Genomic DNA, 18,028 nt, shown 5'->3' on the forward strand with positions numbered 1-18,028 from the left:
CACGGCGCGGAAGCGGCACCGGCCCGCTCCCCCACCCGGCCTCCCATCGACAGGATATGCTATGGGAGGCCGGGTGGGGGAGCGGGCCGGTGCCGCGACAGATACGGGCGACCGCGCTATTTCATCTGCGCGATATAGGCACGGATTAGCGCCACCCCCTCGTCATGGGTAAGCGTGCGGCCGAGTTCGGGCATCGCGATCCCCGGTTCGGTGCTGGCCATGCGGTGGAGCAGGATCGACTGGTCGGGCGCGCCGGGCTGGATGTCGAAGGCAAGGCCGGCGCTGCCCCGCCCCGCCGCGACCGGCCGCTTCAGCCGCCCGCGCGCCACCGGATCGGGTTCGTCAAACCCCAGATACAGCCCGCTGTTCGACGCCATGCCCGCGCGCGAATGGCAATGGGCGCAGTTGATGTCGAGATAGGCGCGGGCGCGCGCCGCAAGCGGCGCGGCGGGATCGTCCGCGCGCGGCATCGCGGCAAGGCCCGGCGGTGCCCTGTCCACCAGCCCAGCGGCGGCCAGCGCGCCCAGCTGATGCCCGTCATCCAGATTGCGCGCCTTCGGCCCGATCGGCACCAGCGCACCGGCCGACTGGTGGCATTCCTTGCACTGATTGGCGTTGGGCACGCCGTAGCTGACGGTGCGCGCCCGCCCGGCCTTGTCGGTCCAGCCGATCTCGAGGCGCGCGCCGCCGCGCCGGAGCACGGCATCGTCGCCCGACCACAGATAGGGCAGCGCGACCCAGCCCGAGGCGCGGCGCAGCAGCACCCGCGTCTCGACCGTGCGGCGCGGCCCGTCCGGCTGGCGCGCATCGGCGGGGTAGGAAAAGCTTTTGATGAGCGCACTGCCGACCGGAAAATCGATCGCGCCATCGGCCCCATAACGCGCGCGGCTGCCGGCGGGGACGTAGATGAACCGGTCCTTGTCGGCATAATCGGAAAACAGCGGCGTGTTCAGCTGGTAACGCACGACGCGCCGATTGGGGCGGCCATCGATGAAGAAGCGGAACTCCGACAGGCGCTGGGGCAGCGTATCGCCGGCGATCAGCGCATCATCGACCCCCGGCGCGGGCGGGGCGGCGCTGGCGAGCAGCAGCGCGGCCGCCGCCAGCACCGACGCGGCCAGCCGGCGGACGGGCGGCGTCCGGAGGGGGCGCATCAGCGGATGCGCTCTGCCATCCCGGCCGGCAGGACGACCGGGGCCGGTTCGCCGGGCAGCGCGCCGTCGGGGAAGCGTGCCGGCGCCGGGCGGGCGGCGGTCAGCGGCTGGCGCGGGTCGCTGAGCGCAAGCGTCAGCGCCGTCACCTTGTCGCGCGCCACCACGCGTTCGCCCGTCCCGTCCCAGACGATCGGCGGCAGCGTGCCGCCCATCGCCGCCGCCAGTTCGGCCCCACCGGGAAAGGCGGGGGCATAGCCGGCCCTGCCATGCACATTGTCGCGCACCACCACCTCGCGGATCAGCGGGTTATAGGCCTTGTCGTCAAACGCCTCGCGATAGCCGACGAGCAGCACATTGGTCGTGCCATTCCCCGCCAGCGTGTTGCCGAACACATGCACGCGCGCATTGGCCATCACCATCACGCCGGTGCCGGTCGGCACGCTGGCGACGATGTTGCCGGCGGGGGCGAAGTTCGGCGTGTCATTGTCGGTGATCTGGTTCGCGAACACGCGCACGCTGTGCCCGCCGGTCTGGGGCAGGTTGGGCAGATCGAAAACCAGGATCCCGCCGGTATTGTGCCGCGCCACATTGCCATGGACATCGGCATTGTAGCTGTTTTCGATCTCGATCCCGGCGACATTATATTCGGCAATCGAGCCGCGCACGACGATGTTGCGCGACTGGCCGACATAGATGCCGGCATCGGACGCGCCGCGCACCACCACCTTGTCGACCAGAATGTCGGACGAGGACACCGGATAGACGCCATAGGCGCCATTGGTCGCTTTCGGCCCGCCGGTCCATTCGACGCGCAGATTGTGATAGACGATGCGGTCCGCGCCCTTGGACTTGATGCCGTCGCCGCGCGTGTCCTCGACCGCGAAATCGCGCAGCACGACATCGTCGGAGGTGACGAGCAGCCCCTCGCCCGCGCCCTGCTGCCCCTTGAAGCTGAGCACCGTCCGGTCCGGCCCGGCGCCACGCAGCTCGACCCGGTCGACGTCGAGCGACAGCCCGTCGGTCAGCTCGAACCGGCCCGCGCCCAGCGTCACCGTGTCGCCGGGGCGGGCATCGATCAGCGCCTCCTGCAGCCGCGCCTGGGCATCCGGCCCGGGCGCGACCGCGATCACCCGCGCCGCCACCGGGGCGGACAGGAACGCGCATGACAGGATGGCGGCAGGCGCGGCCATCCGGCGGAGAAGGGCGATGCGTGCCGCCCCTGTTGCTGGCATCCTCATGCCGCAAGGCTATCCATTCATTTATGAAAGGCAAGAGCGCTTGGTGCGGATCACGCGCGCTTGACAGGCGCACACACCCTGCGGTCCAACCGGGCCCCGGAGCCCAAGACCCGGAGAGTGCCGCCATGCGCCTGTTGCTGCCGCTGCTGATGACCGTGCCGCTTGCGCTGGCCGGCGCGCCTCTTGCCGCCAGCCAGCCGATCACCGGCCGCTGGCTGACCGACAGCAAGGACGGGATCATCCATATCGCCCGCTGCGGCGAGACGCTGTGCGGGCGGTTGCAGCGCTCGCTGGTGCCGATCGAGCCGCCGGGGACGGACATCAAGAATCCCGATCCGGCGCTGCGCGAACGCCGGATCCTCGGCCTTGCGGTGCTGACCGGCCTGCGGCTCGAGGACGGCAAATGGCAGGGCCAGGCCTATGACCCCAAGACCGGGCGCAGCTACCGCGCGGTCGTCGAGCGGGTGTCGAACGAAGCGCTCAAGGTGACGGGGTGCCTGGCGATCTTCTGCCGCACCGTCACCTGGACGCGGGCGAACTGACGCGGCTGCGCGCCACGCCATAGCCCAGATAGATCGCCAGCCCGATCGCGTTCCACAGCAGGAAATAGCCCTGGGTCTTGGCCGGCAGGCTGAGGAACAGATAGGCGCAGCCAAGCACCGCCCCCGCCCCGACCAGCAGGCCGAGCGGGGCGCGGAACGGGCGCGGCGCATCGGGCGCGCGGCGGCGCAGCACGATCAGGCAGGTGCCCACCGCGATAAAGGCAATCAGCGTGCCGGCATTGGCGAGCGCGGCGATCTCGTCGATCGGCAGGATGCCGGCGATGACCGCGACCAGCGCCGCGGTCAGCAGCGTGATGCGCACCGGCGTCTTGCGCACCGGCGACACCCGCGCCAGCCCCTGCGGCAGGAAGCCGTCGCGCGCCATCACCAGGAAGATGCGGCTCTGCCCGTAAAGAAAGGCGAGCAGCACGGTCGGCAGCGCGATCACCGCAGCCCCCGCCACCACCGTCGCCACCGGCGCGCGGCCGATTTCGCGCAGAATCAGCGCCAGCGGCTCCGGGCTGTCGGCAAAGCGGCCAAAGGGCAGCGCGCCGATCGCAGCGGCGGCGACCACGACATAGATCAGCGTGCACGCCGCCATCGATCCGACAATGCCGATCGCCAGATCGCGCTCCGGCCGCTTGGTTTCCTCGGCCGCGGTCGAGATCGCGTCGAAACCGTAAAAGGCAAAGAAGATGATCGCCGCCGCCGCCATCACGCCGCGTTCGACCCCGTCGGGGCTGACCGACTTGGCAAAGCCGAACGGCATGAACGGCGCCAGGTTCGCGGCGTCGAACGCCGGCAGGGTGACGGCGACGAACAGGATCAGCGTCGCGATCTTGACGACGACGAGCACCGCATTGAGCCGCGCGCTCTCGCGCGTGCCCAGCATCAGCAGCCCGGCGACGACCGCGATGATGAACACCGCCGGCACATTGACCAGCCCGCCCAGTTCCGGCCCGCGCGTCAGCGCCTCGGGGAAACCGAGCGGCAACAGCAGCGGCGCGGCATAGCCCGACCAGCCGACCGCGACCGTCGAGACGACCAGCGAATATTCAAGGATCAGGCTCCACCCGACGACCCAGGCGAACACCTCCCCCAGCACCGCATAGCTGTAGGTATAGGCGCTGCCCGAGGCGGGCATCATCGTCGCCATTTCAGCATAAGCGAGGGCCGCGCAGGCGCAGATCGCGCCCGCAATCGCAAAGCTCAGCAGCACCGCCGGCCCCGCCCGGTCGGCGCCGACGCCGATCAGCGTCAGAATGCCGGTGCCGACGATCGCGCCGACGCCAAGCGCCAGCAGATGCGGCCAGGACAGGGTCGCCGCCAGCCGCTGTTCCTGCGGCTGGTCCTCGCGCGCGATGATCGTCTTGCGGCGCAGAAGCTTGCTCAAAACCCCATTCCCTCTGGCTGAACCCGGTGCCGGCATGTCGCACCGGCGATGCCCGTTACGCACAACGGCGCGGCGCGACAAGCGGGGGTGTGGGGGTTGTTTGTGGTGCGGCTCACGCCGCACGGGCGGCACCGGCCCGCACCCCCACCCGGCCTCCCATAGCGTATCCTGCCGTTGGGAGGCCGGGTGGGGGTGCGGGCCGGTGCCGTTCTTCCCAAACAAGCAACTCCCGGTGCCGTTCTTCCCGCCAAACATCCTCCCTCAGCTATATCCCGGATCCTCCATCACCCCCGGCCAGCGCGGCAGGGCGTCGGAAACCCGGTCGGGGAACGCTGCCGGGCGCTTGGCGAGGAAGCTTTCCACCCCCTCGCGCGCATCGGCGCTGCCGCCGCGCACCCAGACGGCGCGGCTGTCGAGCCGATGGGCGGCCATCGGATGATCGGCCCCCAGCATCCGCCACAGCATCTGCCGGGTCAGCGCGACCGACACCGGCGCGCTGTCGGCCGTCAGCTCGCGGGCGAGCGTGCGCGCCGCGCCGAGCAGATCGTCAGGGGCATGGACGCTGCGCACCAGCCCGGCGGCGCGGGCGTCCTCCGCGCCGAAGATGCGGCCCGAATAGCACCAGTCGAGCGCCTGGCCGATGCCGACCAGCCGGGGCAGGAACCAGCTCGATGCCGCCTCGGGCACGATGCCGCGCCGGGCAAAGACGAAGCCGAAGCGCGCATCGGCGCTGGCAAGGCGGAAATCCATCGGCAGCGTCATCGTCACCCCGACGCCGACCGCCGGGCCGTTGATCGCCGCGATCACCGGCTTCAGCGAGGAAAACAGCCGCAGCGCCAGCCGGCCGCCATTGTCCCGCACCGCCTCATGCCCCCAGTCGACCGCGCCATCGGGACCGATCGGCGATCCGTAAGCCAGCTTGTCGGGACGCTCGGCATAATCGAAGGTCGCGCCGCCATCGCCCAGATCGGCCCCGGCGCAGAAGCCGCGCCCGGCGCCGGTCACGATCACCGCACGCACCGCATCATCGGCATCGGTGCGGTCGAACGCGGCGATCAGATCCGCCATCATCTGCGGGGTGAAGGCGTTGAGCCGGTCGGGCCGGTTGAGCGTGATCGTCGCAATCCCGTCATCGACCGCCAGAGTGATCGTCTCGAACATCGCGGTGCCTCTCCCTGTTCATGTCTTGTGGTTATGGTCTTGTGCCGGCGCGCATTGTTCCGGCTTTTGCCGCCGCTGTCAGCCGGATTCCCGCACGCCGCGATTTGGTCTAGCAGGCGGCATGGCAGCACAGGCGAACGACGGCGCACCGCCCCTTCCCCCCGGCGACCGGAGCGCGCGGCTGCGCGCGATCCTGGGCGGATCGGCGGGCAATCTGGTCGAATGGTATGACTGGTATGTCTATGCCGCCTTCACGCTTTACTTCGCGCCGGCCTTCTTTCCGGCCGGCGATCCGACCGCGCAGCTGCTGCAGGCGGCGGCGGTGTTCGCGGTCGGGTTCCTGATGCGCCCGATCGGCGGCTGGCTGATGGGGGTCTATGCCGACCGGCATGGCCGCAAGGCGGGGCTGACCCTGTCGGTCAGCCTGATGTGCGGCGGCTCCTTCGCCATCGCGCTGACGCCGGGGCATGACCGGATCGGCTGGGCCGCACCGGCGATCCTGCTGATCGCCCGTCTGGCCCAGGGGCTGAGCCTGGGCGGCGAATATGGTGCCAGCGCCACCTATCTGTCGGAAATGGCCGGGCGCAGCCGGCGCGGTTTCTATTCGAGCTTTCAATATGTCACGCTGATCGCCGGGCAGCTGTCGGCGCTGGCGGTGCTGCTGGTGCTGCAGGCGGTGATGTCGCCGGCCAGCCTGGAGGCCTGGGGCTGGCGGATTCCGTTTGCAATCGGCGGCGCGCTGGCGGTCGTCGTATTCTGGCTGCGGCGCAGGCTGGCCGAGACCGAAAGCTTCCGCAACGCCCGTGCGGGCGCGGCGGCCCCCAGCGGCGCGCTGGCGCTGCTGCGCCACCATCCGCGCGCGGCGATGACGGTGATGGCGCTGACGGCGGGCGGCACGCTCGCCTTCTACGCCTATTCGATCTACATGCAGAAGTTCCTCGCCAACACCGCCGGATTCAGCCGCGAGACCGCGAGCGCGATCATGACCGGCGCGCTGTTCCTGTTCATGCTGGCCCAGCCGCTGGCCGGCGCGCTGTCCGACCGGGTGGGGCGCAAGCCGCTGATGATCGGTTTCGGGGTCGCGGGGGTGGTGTTCACCTGGCCGATCTTCACCGCGCTCGAGACGGTGCGCGATCCGCTCGCCGCCTTTGCGCTGGTGACGGCGGCGCTGCTGATCGTCAGCGGCTATACGGCGATTAATGCGGTGGTGAAGGCGGAGATGTTTCCCGCCCATATCCGCGCGCTCGGCGTGGCGCTGCCCTATGCCATCGCCAACACGCTGTTCGGGGGCACCGCCGAATATGTCGCCCTGTGGCTGAAGCAGCAGGGCATGGAACGCGGCTTTTACGCCTATGTGACCGCGATGATCGGCCTGTCGCTGATCGTCTATCTGCGGATGCGCGACACCCGCGACCACAGCCTGATCCTCGAGGACTGAAGCGCTTTACCGCGGGGTAGCCAGGCCCCGCCCGGCGCTATTCGCTGCGCAGCGCGTCGATCGGCGACAGGCGTGACGCGCGGATCGCCGGATAGCCGCCGAACACCAGCCCGATGCCCCCGGCGAACAGGATGGCGAGCAGCGCCGTCCCCAGCCCGATCGGCGCCGGGAAATCGGCCAGCCGCTCGAACAGCGCCGCACAGCCATAGGCAAGCGCCAGCCCGGCGGTGCCGCCGATCACGCACAGCACCGCCGCCTCGACCAGAAACTGGTTGCGGATGTCGCTGCGCCGCGCGCCAAGCGCCATGCGCAGGCCGATCTCGCGCGTCCGTTCGGTCACCGAGACGAGCATGATGTTCATGATGCCGATTCCGCCGACCAGCAGCGAGATCGACGCGATGGCAACCAGCACCGCCTGGAACACGGCGGTGACGGTGGCCGATGCCTCCATGAACTCGGCGGTGGTGTTGATCGTGAACGGGTTCATCTCGCCGCGCCCGATATTGTTGCGCTGGCGCAGCAGCCGGGTCAGCCGGCGCTTGGCATCGGCCAGATCGACCCCGTCCTCGAAACCGACGAACAGCACCGCCAGATCATCGGCCCCGGGCAGGTTGGAGGCGAAACGCTGACGCGCGGTGGTCAGCGGCACCAGCACCAGATCGTCATTGTCCTGGCCAAAGCTCGACCCCTTGCTTTCGAGCACGCCGATGACGGTGAAGGGCACGCGGCTGATCCTGACCGTCTGGCCGACCGGGTCGAGATCGCCGAACAGCCGCCCGGCAACCGTCGGCCCGATCACGGTGACGCGCGCGGCGGTGCGCACATCGGCATCCTGCACGAACCGGCCCTGGGCGACATCCAGCCCGGTGATCCGGCCATAATCGGGGGTCATGCCGATGGCCGTGGTGCTGGTGTTGCGCCCGCCCGAGACGAGCTGGACGGTCGAGCGCAGCTGCGGCGCGATGGCGGTGACGCCGGCGACGCTGCGCAGCACCGCGCGGGCATCGCGTTCGGTGAGCCGGCCGCGGTCCGACACGCGCCGCCCGCCGCGGTTTTCCGGCTGGGGCAGCACGATCGCCATGTTGGACCCGAGGGTCGAGATCGAATCCATGACCGACAGGCGCGCGCCTTCACCCACCGCGACCGCGAGCACGACCGACAGCACCCCGATCATCACGCCGAGCGAGGTGAGCAGCGAACGCAGCATGTTGGTGCGCAGCGCCGTCAGCGCGATCGCGATATTGACCCCCCAGCCGCCGGCGATGCGCGCGATCCGCGCCGCCGCGCCGGCCGGTGCCGGGGTGCCGCCTGCGATCATCGCGTCTGCCGGTGCCGCACCCGTCATCGCATCGCTCCCGCTCATTCCGCGCGCCGCCGCTCGGCGACCGGCAGATCCTCGATCACCTGGCCGTCGCGGAACACCAGCCGGCGCGCGGCATAGGCGGCGATGTCCGGCTCGTGGGTGACGAGGATGACGGTCTTGCCGGCATCGTTCAGCCGCTGGAAAATCCCCATAATGTCCTCGGACGTCGCGCTGTCGAGAGCGCCGGTCGGCTCGTCGGCCAGGATCATCAGCGGATCGGTGACGAGCGCGCGGGCGATGGCGACGCGCTGCTGCTGGCCGCCCGACAGCTTGGCAGGGGTGTGCATCAGCCGCTCGCCCAGCCCCATCGCCTCGAGCGCGACGCGCGCCCGCGCCCGGCGTTCGGCCTGGCCCAGCCCAGCATAGATCAGCGGCGTCGCGACATTGTCGAGCGCGGTGGTGCGCGCCAGCAGGTTGAACTGCTGGAAGACAAAGCCGATCTTGCGGTTCCGAAGCGCCGCCAGCGCATCATTGTCGAGCTGCCCCAGATCGACGCCGTCGATCAGCATCTGGCCCGATGTCGGCACATCGAGCGCGCCGACCATGTTCATGAAGGTGGATTTGCCCGATCCGCTCGCCCCCATGATGGCGACGAACTCGCCGCGCGCGATCGTCACCGACACGCCGGCGACCGCGCGCAGCGTCTCGCCCCCCAGCCGGTATTCCTTGACCAGCGCGCGCGCCTCGACGAGCGGCGGCGCGGCGCGATCAGCCGTCATCGCCGCCATCCCCGTCGCCTGCATCACGCGCGCCGTCCTCCCCGGCGCTGCGCGGGCGCGCGGTCGAGCGGCTGCGGACCAGCACCCGCTCGCCGGGCCTCAGGCCGGTCACGATCTCGACCTGGTCCTCACCCTGCAGGCCAAGCGTCACGCGGCGCGGCGACGGGCGATAGGCATCCTCGCCCGCCACCCAGACGATGGTGCCCGATGGCGGCCGCGCCGTGCCCCGGTCCTCGGCGCGCGGGCGGAAACGCAGCGCCGCCGCCGGGGCGCGCAGCACCTGGCGGCGCAGCCCGGTCACGATCTCGACATTGGCGGTCATGCCCGGCAGCAGCTTGCCGGCGCGGTTGTCGACATCGATCACGACTGCATAGCTGATGACATTCTGCGCCTCGCTCGGCGCCTTGCGGATCTGGCGGACGGTCGCGGCAAAGCGTTCGCCCGGATAGCTGTCGACGGTGAAGGTGACGCTCTGCCCCTCGCGCACCTGGCCGATATCGGCCTCGTCGACTGCGGCCTCGACCTGCATCCGGTTGGTGTCGGCGGCGATTTCGAACAGATTGGGGGTCTGGAAGCTGGCGGCGACGGTCGCGCCGGGATCGACCAGCCGGTTGATGACGACGCCCGCCGCCGGCGCGACGATGCGCGTGCGGGCCAGATCGAGCCGGGCGGCGCTCAGCTCGGCCCGGGCCTGGGCGATCTGGGCGCGGGCGCTGGCGATCTGGGCACGACCGGTCTGCAGGCCGGCGCGGGCGGCGGCACGGGCATTTTCCGCGCCATCGAGATCGGCGCGCGACAGGAAACCGCGCCCGGCCAGCGCCTGACGCCGGGCGAAATCCCGGTCCTGCACGGCGATATCGGTCTGGGCGCGGGCAAAGCCGGCCTCAGCCTGGGCGAGCGCCGCTTCGGCCGAGGCGACCGCCGCCTCCGCCTGGGCGACGCGCGCGCGCGGGCGGGTGGGGTCGATTTCGGCGAGCAGCTGGCCGGCGGCGACCGGCGTGTTGAAATCGACATGGACGGCGAGGATCTGGCCGGAAATCTCCGCCCCGACCTTGAAGGTGTTGAGCGCGCGGATCCGGCCGCTTGCCGTTACGCGGCGGACGACATCGCCGCGCGCCACCGGTTCGGTGACATAGGCATAGGCCCGGCTGCGCGGCCGCAGCACCGACCAGCCGATGAGGATGATCCCGATAAGCACCAGCGCGCCTATGACCGGATGCGCCCGGACCCAGCCGCGCAAACGTGACAGCATCGACATCCCCCCTTTGCTCAGGCCTTGCTAACCGGTCGCCGGGCGGCGCGCCAGCCATGGCCGCGCGACGATCCGGGGCGAGGGGTGCAAAAACATCCACAATGACGCCAGTCTCCGGCGAAAGAGCCGCCGACAAAGGGGTCTGCGACAAAAAAGGCGGCACCGGATCGCTCCGGTGCCGCCCTTTTGTCCTGGGCCGGCCCGGAGGCCGGCGATCGGCGCGCGTCAGGCCTTGACGTCGGCCCTGGCCTGCCCGCCCTTCTTTTTCGGCCGCTTGGGCGCGGCAGGCGTGATCTGGAAGGCGAGCGCATCGTCCTTCAGATGCACCTTCACCTCGCCGCCATGCACGAGCTTGCCGAACAGCAGCTCCTCGGCCAGCGGCTGCTTGACCTTCTCCTGGATCAGCCGGCCCATCGGCCGCGCGCCGTAAAGCTTGTCATAGCCACGCGCGGTCAGCCATGCCTTGGCCTCGGCATCCAGATCGATATGCACCTCGCGGTCGGCCAGCTGCAGTTCGAGCTGCAGGATGAACTTGTCGACGACGCGCGCGACCACTTCGGGCGGCAGATAGCCGAACGGCACGATGGCATCGAGCCGGTTGCGGAACTCCGGCGTGAACATACGCTTGACCGCTTCCTCGTCCTCGCCCTCGCGGGTGACGGCGCCGAAGCCGACCGCCTCGCGCGCCATGTCGGCGGCGCCCGCATTGGTCGTCATGATCAGGATGACGTTGCGGAAATCAACGGTCTTGCCATGGTGATCGGTCAGCTTGCCATTGTCCATAACCTGCAACAGGATGTTGTACAGGTCCGGATGCGCCTTTTCGATCTCGTCGAGCAGCAGCACGCAGTGCGGCTGCTGGTCGACCGCATCGGTGAGCAGGCCGCCCTGATCATAGCCGACATAGCCCGGCGGCGCGCCGATCAGCCGGCTGACCGAATGGCGCTCCATATATTCCGACATGTCGAATCGCTGCAGCGGGATGCCGAGGATCGTCGCCAGCTGACGCGCCACCTCGGTCTTGCCGACGCCGGTCGGGCCGGTGAACAGATAATTGCCGATCGGCTTGTCGGGATCGCGCAGCCCCGCACGGCTGAGCTTGATCGCCGAGGCGAGCTTCTCGATCGCCAGATCCTGGCCGAACACGACCCGCTTGAGGTCGGTTTCCAGGCTTTCCAGCGTCTTCTTGTCATCCGACGACACCGATTTCGGGGGGATGCGCGCCATCGTCGCGATCACCGCCTCGATCTCGCGCGGGGTGATCACCTTCTTGCGCTTGCCCGGCGCGACCAGCATCTGCATCGCGCCCACCTCGTCGATCACGTCGATCGCCTTGTCGGGCAGCTTGCGGTCGTTGATGTAGCGCGCCGACAGCTCGACCGCCGACTTGATCGCATCGGGCGTGTATTTGACCGAATGATGCGTCTCGAACGCGGTCCGCAGCCCGGAAAGGATCTTGATCGTGTCCTCGATCGTCGGTTCGTTGACGTCGATCTTCTGGAACCGGCGCAGCAGCGCGCGATCCTTTTCGAAATGGTTGCGGAACTCCTTGTAGGTGGTCGAGCCGATGCAGCGGATCTGCCCGCCCGACAGCGCGGGCTTGAGCAGGTTGGACGCATCCATCGCCCCGCCCGAGGTCGCCCCGGCTCCGATCACCGTGTGGATTTCATCGATGAACAGGATCGCGTGCGGCATTTTTTCGAGTTCGGAGACGACGGCCTTCAGCCGCTCCTCGAAATCGCCGCGATAGCGGGTGCCGGCGAGCAGCGCCCCCATGTCGAGCGCATAGATGACCGCATTGGCGAGCACGTCGGGCACATCGCCCTCGATGATCTTGCGCGCCAGCCCCTCGGCGATCGCCGTCTTGCCGACGCCCGGATCGCCCACATAAAGCGGGTTGTTCTTCGACCGGCGGCACAGGATCTGGATCGTGCGGTCGACCTCCGGCCCGCGGCCGATCAGCGGGTCGACCTTGCCGTCGCGCGCCTTTTCATTGAGGTTGACGCAGAACTGCTTGAGCGCGCTCTCGTTCTTCTGCTTGCCTTCGGTCTTGGCGGGCTTTTCCTCTTCCGCGCCCTTGACCTCGCGCGGCTCGGACGGCTGGCCGCCCTTGCCGACGCCGTGGCTGATGAAGCTGACCGCATCCAGCCGGCTCATGTCCTGCTGCTGCAGGAAATAGACGGCATAGGATTCGCGTTCGGAAAACAGCGCGACGAGCACGTTCGCGCCGGTCACTTCCTCGCGGCCCGACGACTGGACGTGCAGGATCGCGCGCTGGACGACGCGCTGGAAGCCGCTCGTCGGCGACGGATCGGTCTCGCCCTCGACGCGCAGCGCCTCAAGCTCGGTGTCGAGATAGCGGGTGACCGCGTCTTTCAGTTCGCCCAGATCGACGCCGCAGGCGACCATGACTTTCGAGGCGTCGACATCGTCGGTGAGCGCGAGCAGCAGATGCTCAAGCGTCGCATATTCGTGCCGGCGGCCCGATGCATGGGTCAGCGCCTTGTGGAGGGTGGTTTCGAGCGCGGGTGCAAAAGACGGCATTCAACTCACTCCTGCGGCGGGCGGAAGCCCGTTGCCGCTCTGTCGACGATGTTGGCGCTCGGGGGGCGCGGTGCAAGTCCGTAAAAGGCCCGACGGGCAGACGCGCGGCGCGGTCCCGCCCTTATTTCCTAAATAGCGCATCGGCGCTTGCACGGTGATTAATCCGGCGGGTTATTTGTGCGCGGACGCGGGCAATCTCGCCCTCGAGCGCGGTGATCCGCGCTTCAAGCTCGTCGACGGAGAGCGGCCCCAGATCCTCGGCCAGGACCGCCGCCAGCGGCCCGCCGCGCGGCAGGTGGGAGGCAGGTTCGTCATCCATGGCGGGAGCGTCGCGCGCGGCGCGGCCGGAGTCAACACGGGGGTGGCAGCATCCGTCCCGCTGTGGGAGCAAAGGTTGCACGCAAGCGGCTGACTTGTCGTCCTGTCCCCGCTAGGGAAGGCGCGATGACTGTTCCGAACATGATGACTAAGGCCCTGCCGACCACCATGATCGCCATCGATCCGGCCATGCCGGGCGGGCCCGAGGTGCTGACCCCTGTCGAGCGGCCGGTGCCGGTGCCCGGGCCGGGCGAGGTGCTGATCCGGGTTGCCGCGGCAGGCGTGAACCGGCCCGACATCGTCCAGCGCCAGGGGGCCTATCCGCCGCCGCCGGGCGCGCCGACCATCCCCGGCCTTGAAGTCGCGGGCGAGGTGGTCGCCGCGCACGGGCTGGCCGAGGAATCGCTGATCGGCCAGCCGGTCTGCGCGCTGATCGCGGGCGGCGGCTATGCCCAATATGCGGTCGCGCCGGCCGGCCAGTGCCTGATCGTGCCCGAGGGGCTGTCGATGGTCGAAGCCGCGGCGATGCCCGAGACGCTGTTCACCGTCTGGGTCAATCTGTTCGAGCGCGCTTATGCCCGCGACGGCGACACCGTGCTCGTCCATGGCGGCACCAGCGGCATCGGCACGATGGCGATCGCGCTTGCCGGGCTGTTCGGGCTGAAGATCATCGTCACCTGCGGGTCCGACGAGAAATGCGACCGCGCCCGGGCGCTGGGGGCCGATGTGGCGATCAACTATCGCACCACCGATTTCGTCGCCGCCGTGCAGCAGGCGACCGGCGGCCAGGGCGTGCAGGCGGTGATCGACATGGTCGGCGGCGATTATCTGCCGCGCAACCTCAAATGCCTGGCCGAGGAAGGCCGGCACGTGTCGATCGCGATCCAGCGCGGCGCGACCGCCGAAATCCCGATCTTCGACGTGATGCGCCGCCGGCTGACGATCACCGGATCGACGCTGCGCGCGCGCAGCACCGAGTTCAAGACCCTGGTCGCCGACGAGCTGGACCGGATGGTGTGGCCACATGTCCGCGACGGGCGGCTGCGCCCGGTGATCGATTCGACCTTCCCGCTCGCCGCCGCCGCCGACGCGCACCGGCGGATGGAGGACGGCGACCATGTCGGCAAGATCGTGCTGACGCTCGACTGACGGGGGCGCCGGGCGCGCCCCTCCCTGTCATGCCCCTGTCACCGCTTGATCGGCGGAATGTCATATTGATCGGCCATAGGCGCCCTGCCGATGCGGGGGTCGCCGATGATGAACGCCGTGATGCGGGTGCCAATGGACAGTGCCGGGACGGCCGATTTCGATCTGGCCGATTTCCACATCGCCGCACCGGCCCATCCGGAGCCGGAGGGCAATGAGCGGCGGCGGTTCCGCACCATCTGGATTTCCGACATCCATCTCGGCACGCGCGGCTGCAATGCGCGGCTGCTGATCGACTTTCTCGACCATGTCGATTCCGACATGCTCTATCTGGTCGGCGACATCATCGACGGCTGGCGGATGAAGAAGCGCTTCTACTGGCCGGCCAGCCACAATGACGTCGTCTGGCGGATCCTGAAGCGCGCCAAGCGCGGCACGCGGATCACCTATATCCCCGGCAATCATGACGAGATGTTCCGCCAGTTCACCGGGCTGAGCTTTGGCGGCGTGGCGATCCGGCGCAAGGCGATCCACGAGACCGCCGATGGGCGCAAGCTGCTGGTGCTGCACGGCGACGAGTTCGACGCGGTGATGCTTGCCCATCGCTGGCTCGCCTATGTCGGCGATGCCGCCTATGTCACGCTGATGCGGCTGAACGTGATCGTGAACGCGGTCCGCAGCCGGCTGGGCCTGCCTTACTGGTCGCTGTCCAAGGTCGCCAAGCACAAGGTCAAGAACGCGGTCGAGTTCATCGGCCGGTTCGAGGAAGTGGTGGCGCACGAGGCCGAGGCGCGCGGCGTCGACGGCGTGGTGTGCGGGCATATCCACACCGCCGAGATCCGGCGCATCGGCGGTGTCGATTATTACAATGACGGCGACTGGGTGGAGGGCTGCACCGCTCTGGTCGAGCATTTCGACGGGCGGATGGAGGTGCTGCACTGGGCCGAGGAGGTCGAGCGGCGCAAGGCGGCACAGGCCGCCGAGGCAGAACAGGCCGTTCCGGCTGCGGCCGGGGCACTGGTCGCGGCCTGAGGCCGATGCGCATCGCCCTTGTCACCGACGCCTGGGCCCCGCAGGTCAATGGCGTGGTGCGGACGCTGGAGGCGGTGCGCGCGACGCTCGAACGCCAGGGTCACAGCGTCGCGGTGATCTCGCCCGATCTCTACGCATCGCTGCCCTGCCCGACCTATCCCGAAATCCGGCTGGCGATCGCCAGTTCGCGCTCGGTCGGTCAGCGGATCGCCGGGTTCGGCGCGGACGCCGTGCATCTGGCGACCGAAGGGCCGCTGTGCCTTGCCGCGCGGCGCTGGTGCCTCAGGCACGGCCTGCCCTTCACCACCGCCTATCACACCCAGTTTCCCGACTATGTCGAGAAACGCACCGGCATGCCCGCCGCCTGGATCTGGCGCTATATCCGCTGGTTCCACGCCCCGGCGCGCGCGGTGCTGGTGTCGACGCCGTCGATCCGCCGCACGCTCGCCGCGCACGGCGTCGCGCATCTGCGCCATTGGGGCCGGGGGGTCGATCTGGCCCAGTTCACCCCCGATGCGCCGCCGCCCCCGGCCTTTGCCGGGCTGGCACGGCCGATCCAGCTTTATGTCGGGCGGGTGGCGGTTGAAAAGAATATCGCGGCATTCCTCGCCACCCGCCATCCCGGCACCCGGGTCGTGGTCGGCGACGGCCCGGCCCGGGCGGAGCTGGAACGGCTTTATCCCGACGCGCTGTTTCTGGGGGCGCTCGGCGGCCGCGCACTCGCCGGGGCCTATGCCGGGGCCGATGTGCTGGTATTTCCCAGCCGCACCGACACGTTCGGGCTGGTGATGATCGAGGCGCTGGCCTGCGGCACGCCGGTCGCCGCCTATCCGGTGAGCGGCCCGGTCGATGTGCTGACCGCGGCGACGGGTGCGATGCGCGAGGATCTGGGCGCGGCGATTGCCGAGGCGCTGACCCGCGACCGCACCGCCTGCGCCGCCTATGGCCGCAGTTTTTCATGGGAGGCGAGCGCGGCGCAGTTCCTGTCGGCGCTCGCCCCGATCGCGGCGGCCGAGGCGGCCTGAGCCGGCTTGGGGGGCGCCGCCGGATCGGGCGGCGCGCAATCAGCCCGCCGGCGTCGCCTTCAGGATCGCCCGCGCCTCCGCACAGTCGCGCTCCATATGCGCGACAAGGGCATCGAGGCTGTCGAACCGCGCCTCGGGCCGCAGATAGGCGATCAGTTCGACCTCGATCGTCTGGCCGTAGAGATCGCCGGAAAAATCGAAGAAATAGGGTTCGAGCAGCTCGACCGGCGGATCGAAGCTCGGCCGGATGCCGAGATTGGCGGCCCCGTCCACCAGCTGCCCGCCCGGCAGCCGGCCGCGCACCGCATAGATGCCGTAACGCGGCCGCAAATAGGCACCCAGCTCCAGATTGGCGGTCGGATAGCCGATCGTGCGGCCAAGCTTGGCCCCGTGGCGGACCTCGCCGGCAATGGCAAACGGGCGGGTGAGCAGCCGCGCCGCCGCCGCACAGTCACCGGCCTGGAGCGCGGCACGAATCCGGCTCGACGACACCGGTTCGTCGCCCAGCATCACCGGGGCCACCGCCTCGGCGGCAATGCCATGAGCGGGGCCGAGCGTGCGCAGCACCTCGACATTGCCGCCGCGGCCCTGCCCGAAGGTGAAATCCCCGCCGGTCACGACGCCGGCTGCGCCCAGCATGCCGGCCAGCCGTTCGGCGATGAACGCCTCGGCGGACAGAGCGGCGAGCGCGGCATCGAAACGGAACACGATCATCGCATCCGCGCCCGCCTCGGCAAAAAGCCTTGCCCGCTGGTCGAGCGTCGTCAGGCGGAAGGGTGGGGCATCGGGCTTGAAGAACCGCACCGGATGGGGATCGAAGGTCGCGACCAGCGCCGGCCGCCCCTCGGCGCGGGCGCGGGCAACCGCCCGGCCCACCACCGCCTGGTGCCCGAGGTGAAACCCGTCGAAATTGCCGAGCGCGACAATCCCGCCGCGCAGCTGCGCCGGAACCGCCGAGCCGCCGTCCAGCCGCTCCATGGCCGGGCCTATAGTCACAAGCTTGCCCGCTTCCAAGCGCGCGGTCTGCGCGGCGCTGCGACGAACTGCACGGTCCGCGCGGCGAACCGGAAGGGCCTCCCGGCTCGTCCCGCTGCTGCCGCATTTCGTCGCGCGGCTAAAGATTTGGGTAATCTTTGTCCCTAGCCAGAGGCTCGTGACGCAGACGACTCCCCTCACCCGCCGGCTTGTTGCCGCCCTGATCGCGCTCTTTGCGGCCATGGCAGCCGCTGCGCCCGCTCAGGCGCAGTTCTGGCAGTGCGCGCCCTTTGCGCGGATGGTGTCGGGCATCGATCTCTACGGCAATGCCGGCAGCTGGTGGGCGCAGGCCGAGGGCCGGTTCGCGCGCGGCAGCCGCCCGGAGGCGGGCAGCGTTCTCGTGATGAAGCCGCATGGCCGGATGCGCGTCGGCCATGTCGCCGTCGTCAGCCGGATCGTCTCGGCGCGCGAAATCACCGTCACCCACGCAAACTGGTCGCGGCCCGGCCAGGTCGAACAGGATGTCCGCGTGGTCGACGTGTCGCCGGCGGGCGACTGGAGCCAGGTCAAGGTCTGGTATGCGTCGCTGGGCGATGTCGGCTCAACCGTCTATCCGGCGCACGGCTTTGTCCACGCCCCGCGCGCCGCCGGGGCCGTGCAGGTGGCACAGGCCGACACCGGCGGTGCCGGCCTGCGCGCCGCGCTGCGCTGATCCAGCGCACGCCCAA

General features: G+C 69.6%; 16 protein-coding genes. 6 read left to right on the forward strand and 10 right to left on the reverse strand.

Annotation, left to right across the window (positions count from 1 at the left end; genetic code table 11):
• Nucleotides 1–116: 116 nt before the first annotated feature.
• Together GVO57_RS01855 and GVO57_RS01860 are read right to left on the reverse strand one after the other, a co-directional pair.
• The gene (locus GVO57_RS01855) at nucleotides 117–1,154 is read right to left on the reverse strand and encodes an SO2930 family diheme c-type cytochrome (protein WP_160591381.1); all 1,038 of its coding nucleotides are present in this window, start codon (nucleotides 1,152–1,154) and stop codon (nucleotides 117–119) included.
• Nucleotides 1,154–2,344 (reverse strand): parallel beta-helix domain-containing protein, encoded by a 1,191-nt coding sequence (locus GVO57_RS01860; RefSeq protein ID WP_160591382.1) that lies wholly within the window; start codon nucleotides 2,342–2,344, stop codon nucleotides 1,154–1,156. Before GVO57_RS01860 ends, GVO57_RS01855 begins: the two co-directional genes overlap by 1 nt.
• 173 nt (nucleotides 2,345–2,517) lie before the next feature.
• Here GVO57_RS01860 and GVO57_RS01865 point away from each other — a divergent pair, with 173 nt between their 5' ends.
• Complete coding sequence (locus GVO57_RS01865) at nucleotides 2,518–2,934, forward strand: DUF2147 domain-containing protein (protein WP_160591383.1); 417 nt, start codon at nucleotides 2,518–2,520, stop codon at nucleotides 2,932–2,934.
• Here the strand turns inward: GVO57_RS01865 and GVO57_RS01870 are convergent.
• Both GVO57_RS01870 and GVO57_RS01875 read right to left on the reverse strand, forming a co-directional pair.
• Nucleotides 2,912–4,327, reverse strand: a complete 1,416-nt coding sequence (locus GVO57_RS01870; RefSeq protein WP_407695698.1) for an amino acid permease — start codon at nucleotides 4,325–4,327, stop codon at nucleotides 2,912–2,914. The genes GVO57_RS01865 and GVO57_RS01870 overlap by 23 nt on opposite strands.
• A 261-nt stretch (nucleotides 4,328–4,588) precedes the next feature.
• Nucleotides 4,589–5,488: a crotonase/enoyl-CoA hydratase family protein gene (locus GVO57_RS01875; RefSeq protein WP_160591385.1), complete on the reverse strand. Its 900-nt coding sequence runs from the start codon at nucleotides 5,486–5,488 to the stop codon at nucleotides 4,589–4,591.
• A 121-nt stretch (nucleotides 5,489–5,609) separates the two neighbouring features.
• Between GVO57_RS01875 and GVO57_RS01880 the strand changes: the two genes are divergently transcribed.
• Complete coding sequence (locus tag GVO57_RS01880) at nucleotides 5,610–6,926, forward strand: MFS transporter (protein ID WP_160591386.1); 1,317 nt, start codon at nucleotides 5,610–5,612, stop codon at nucleotides 6,924–6,926.
• A 37-nt stretch (nucleotides 6,927–6,963) separates the two neighbouring features.
• On the opposite strand, the gene GVO57_RS01885 is transcribed toward GVO57_RS01880, so the two are convergent.
• The 5 genes from GVO57_RS01885 to GVO57_RS01905 form a co-directional block, all read right to left on the reverse strand.
• A complete protein-coding gene (locus tag GVO57_RS01885) occupies nucleotides 6,964–8,289 on the reverse strand; it encodes an ABC transporter permease (protein ID WP_160591387.1) in 1,326 nt (441 codons plus the stop codon).
• Nucleotides 8,286–9,032, reverse strand: coding sequence for an ABC transporter ATP-binding protein (locus GVO57_RS01890; protein ID WP_233281595.1), 747 nt, complete (start codon nucleotides 9,030–9,032; stop codon nucleotides 8,286–8,288). The genes GVO57_RS01885 and GVO57_RS01890 overlap by 4 nt, the downstream gene beginning before the upstream one ends.
• On the reverse strand, nucleotides 8,998–10,260 hold the full coding sequence (locus GVO57_RS01895; RefSeq protein WP_160591388.1) for an efflux RND transporter periplasmic adaptor subunit: 1,263 nt from the start codon (nucleotides 10,258–10,260) through the stop codon (nucleotides 8,998–9,000). The genes GVO57_RS01890 and GVO57_RS01895 overlap by 35 nt, the downstream gene beginning before the upstream one ends.
• 225 nt (nucleotides 10,261–10,485) lie before the next feature.
• On the reverse strand, nucleotides 10,486–12,804 hold the full coding sequence (gene clpA / locus GVO57_RS01900) for an ATP-dependent Clp protease ATP-binding subunit ClpA (protein WP_160591389.1): 2,319 nt from the start codon (nucleotides 12,802–12,804) through the stop codon (nucleotides 10,486–10,488).
• 121 nt (nucleotides 12,805–12,925) lie between these two features.
• Nucleotides 12,926–13,123: a DUF1192 domain-containing protein gene (locus GVO57_RS01905; protein ID WP_160591390.1), complete on the reverse strand. Its 198-nt coding sequence runs from the start codon at nucleotides 13,121–13,123 to the stop codon at nucleotides 12,926–12,928.
• Nucleotides 13,124–13,263: 140 nt separating this feature from the next.
• Between GVO57_RS01905 and GVO57_RS01910 the strand changes: the two genes are divergently transcribed.
• The 3 genes from GVO57_RS01910 to GVO57_RS01920 all read left to right on the forward strand — a co-directional run bounded on the left by GVO57_RS01910 (nucleotide 13,264) and on the right by GVO57_RS01920 (nucleotide 16,325).
• Nucleotides 13,264–14,271 carry an NAD(P)H-quinone oxidoreductase gene (locus GVO57_RS01910; protein WP_233281431.1) on the forward strand — a complete coding sequence of 336 codons (1,008 nt, stop codon included), beginning with the start codon at nucleotides 13,264–13,266 and terminating at the stop codon, nucleotides 14,269–14,271.
• 108 nt (nucleotides 14,272–14,379) lie between these two features.
• Nucleotides 14,380–15,300: a UDP-2,3-diacylglucosamine diphosphatase gene (locus GVO57_RS01915; protein WP_201752717.1), complete on the forward strand. Its 921-nt coding sequence runs from the start codon at nucleotides 14,380–14,382 to the stop codon at nucleotides 15,298–15,300.
• Between the two features lie 5 nt (nucleotides 15,301–15,305).
• Nucleotides 15,306–16,325 carry a glycosyltransferase family 4 protein gene (locus tag GVO57_RS01920; RefSeq protein WP_160591391.1) on the forward strand — a complete coding sequence of 340 codons (1,020 nt, stop codon included), beginning with the start codon at nucleotides 15,306–15,308 and terminating at the stop codon, nucleotides 16,323–16,325.
• 39 nt (nucleotides 16,326–16,364) lie between these two features.
• Here GVO57_RS01920 and GVO57_RS01925 read toward each other — a convergent pair whose 3' ends face one another.
• Entirely contained in the window at nucleotides 16,365–17,303 is a 939-nt protein-coding gene (locus tag GVO57_RS01925; RefSeq protein ID WP_160591394.1) for a bifunctional riboflavin kinase/FAD synthetase, read from the reverse strand.
• A 238-nt stretch (nucleotides 17,304–17,541) separates the two neighbouring features.
• Between GVO57_RS01925 and GVO57_RS01930 the strand changes: the two genes are divergently transcribed.
• On the forward strand, nucleotides 17,542–18,012 hold the full coding sequence (locus GVO57_RS01930; RefSeq protein ID WP_160591396.1) for a CHAP domain-containing protein: 471 nt from the start codon (nucleotides 17,542–17,544) through the stop codon (nucleotides 18,010–18,012).
• Nucleotides 18,013–18,028: the final 16 nt, after the last annotated feature.

This window comes from Sphingomonas changnyeongensis (assembly GCF_009913435.1).
GTDB classification, from domain to species: domain Bacteria; phylum Pseudomonadota; class Alphaproteobacteria; order Sphingomonadales; family Sphingomonadaceae; genus Sphingomonas_B; species Sphingomonas_B changnyeongensis.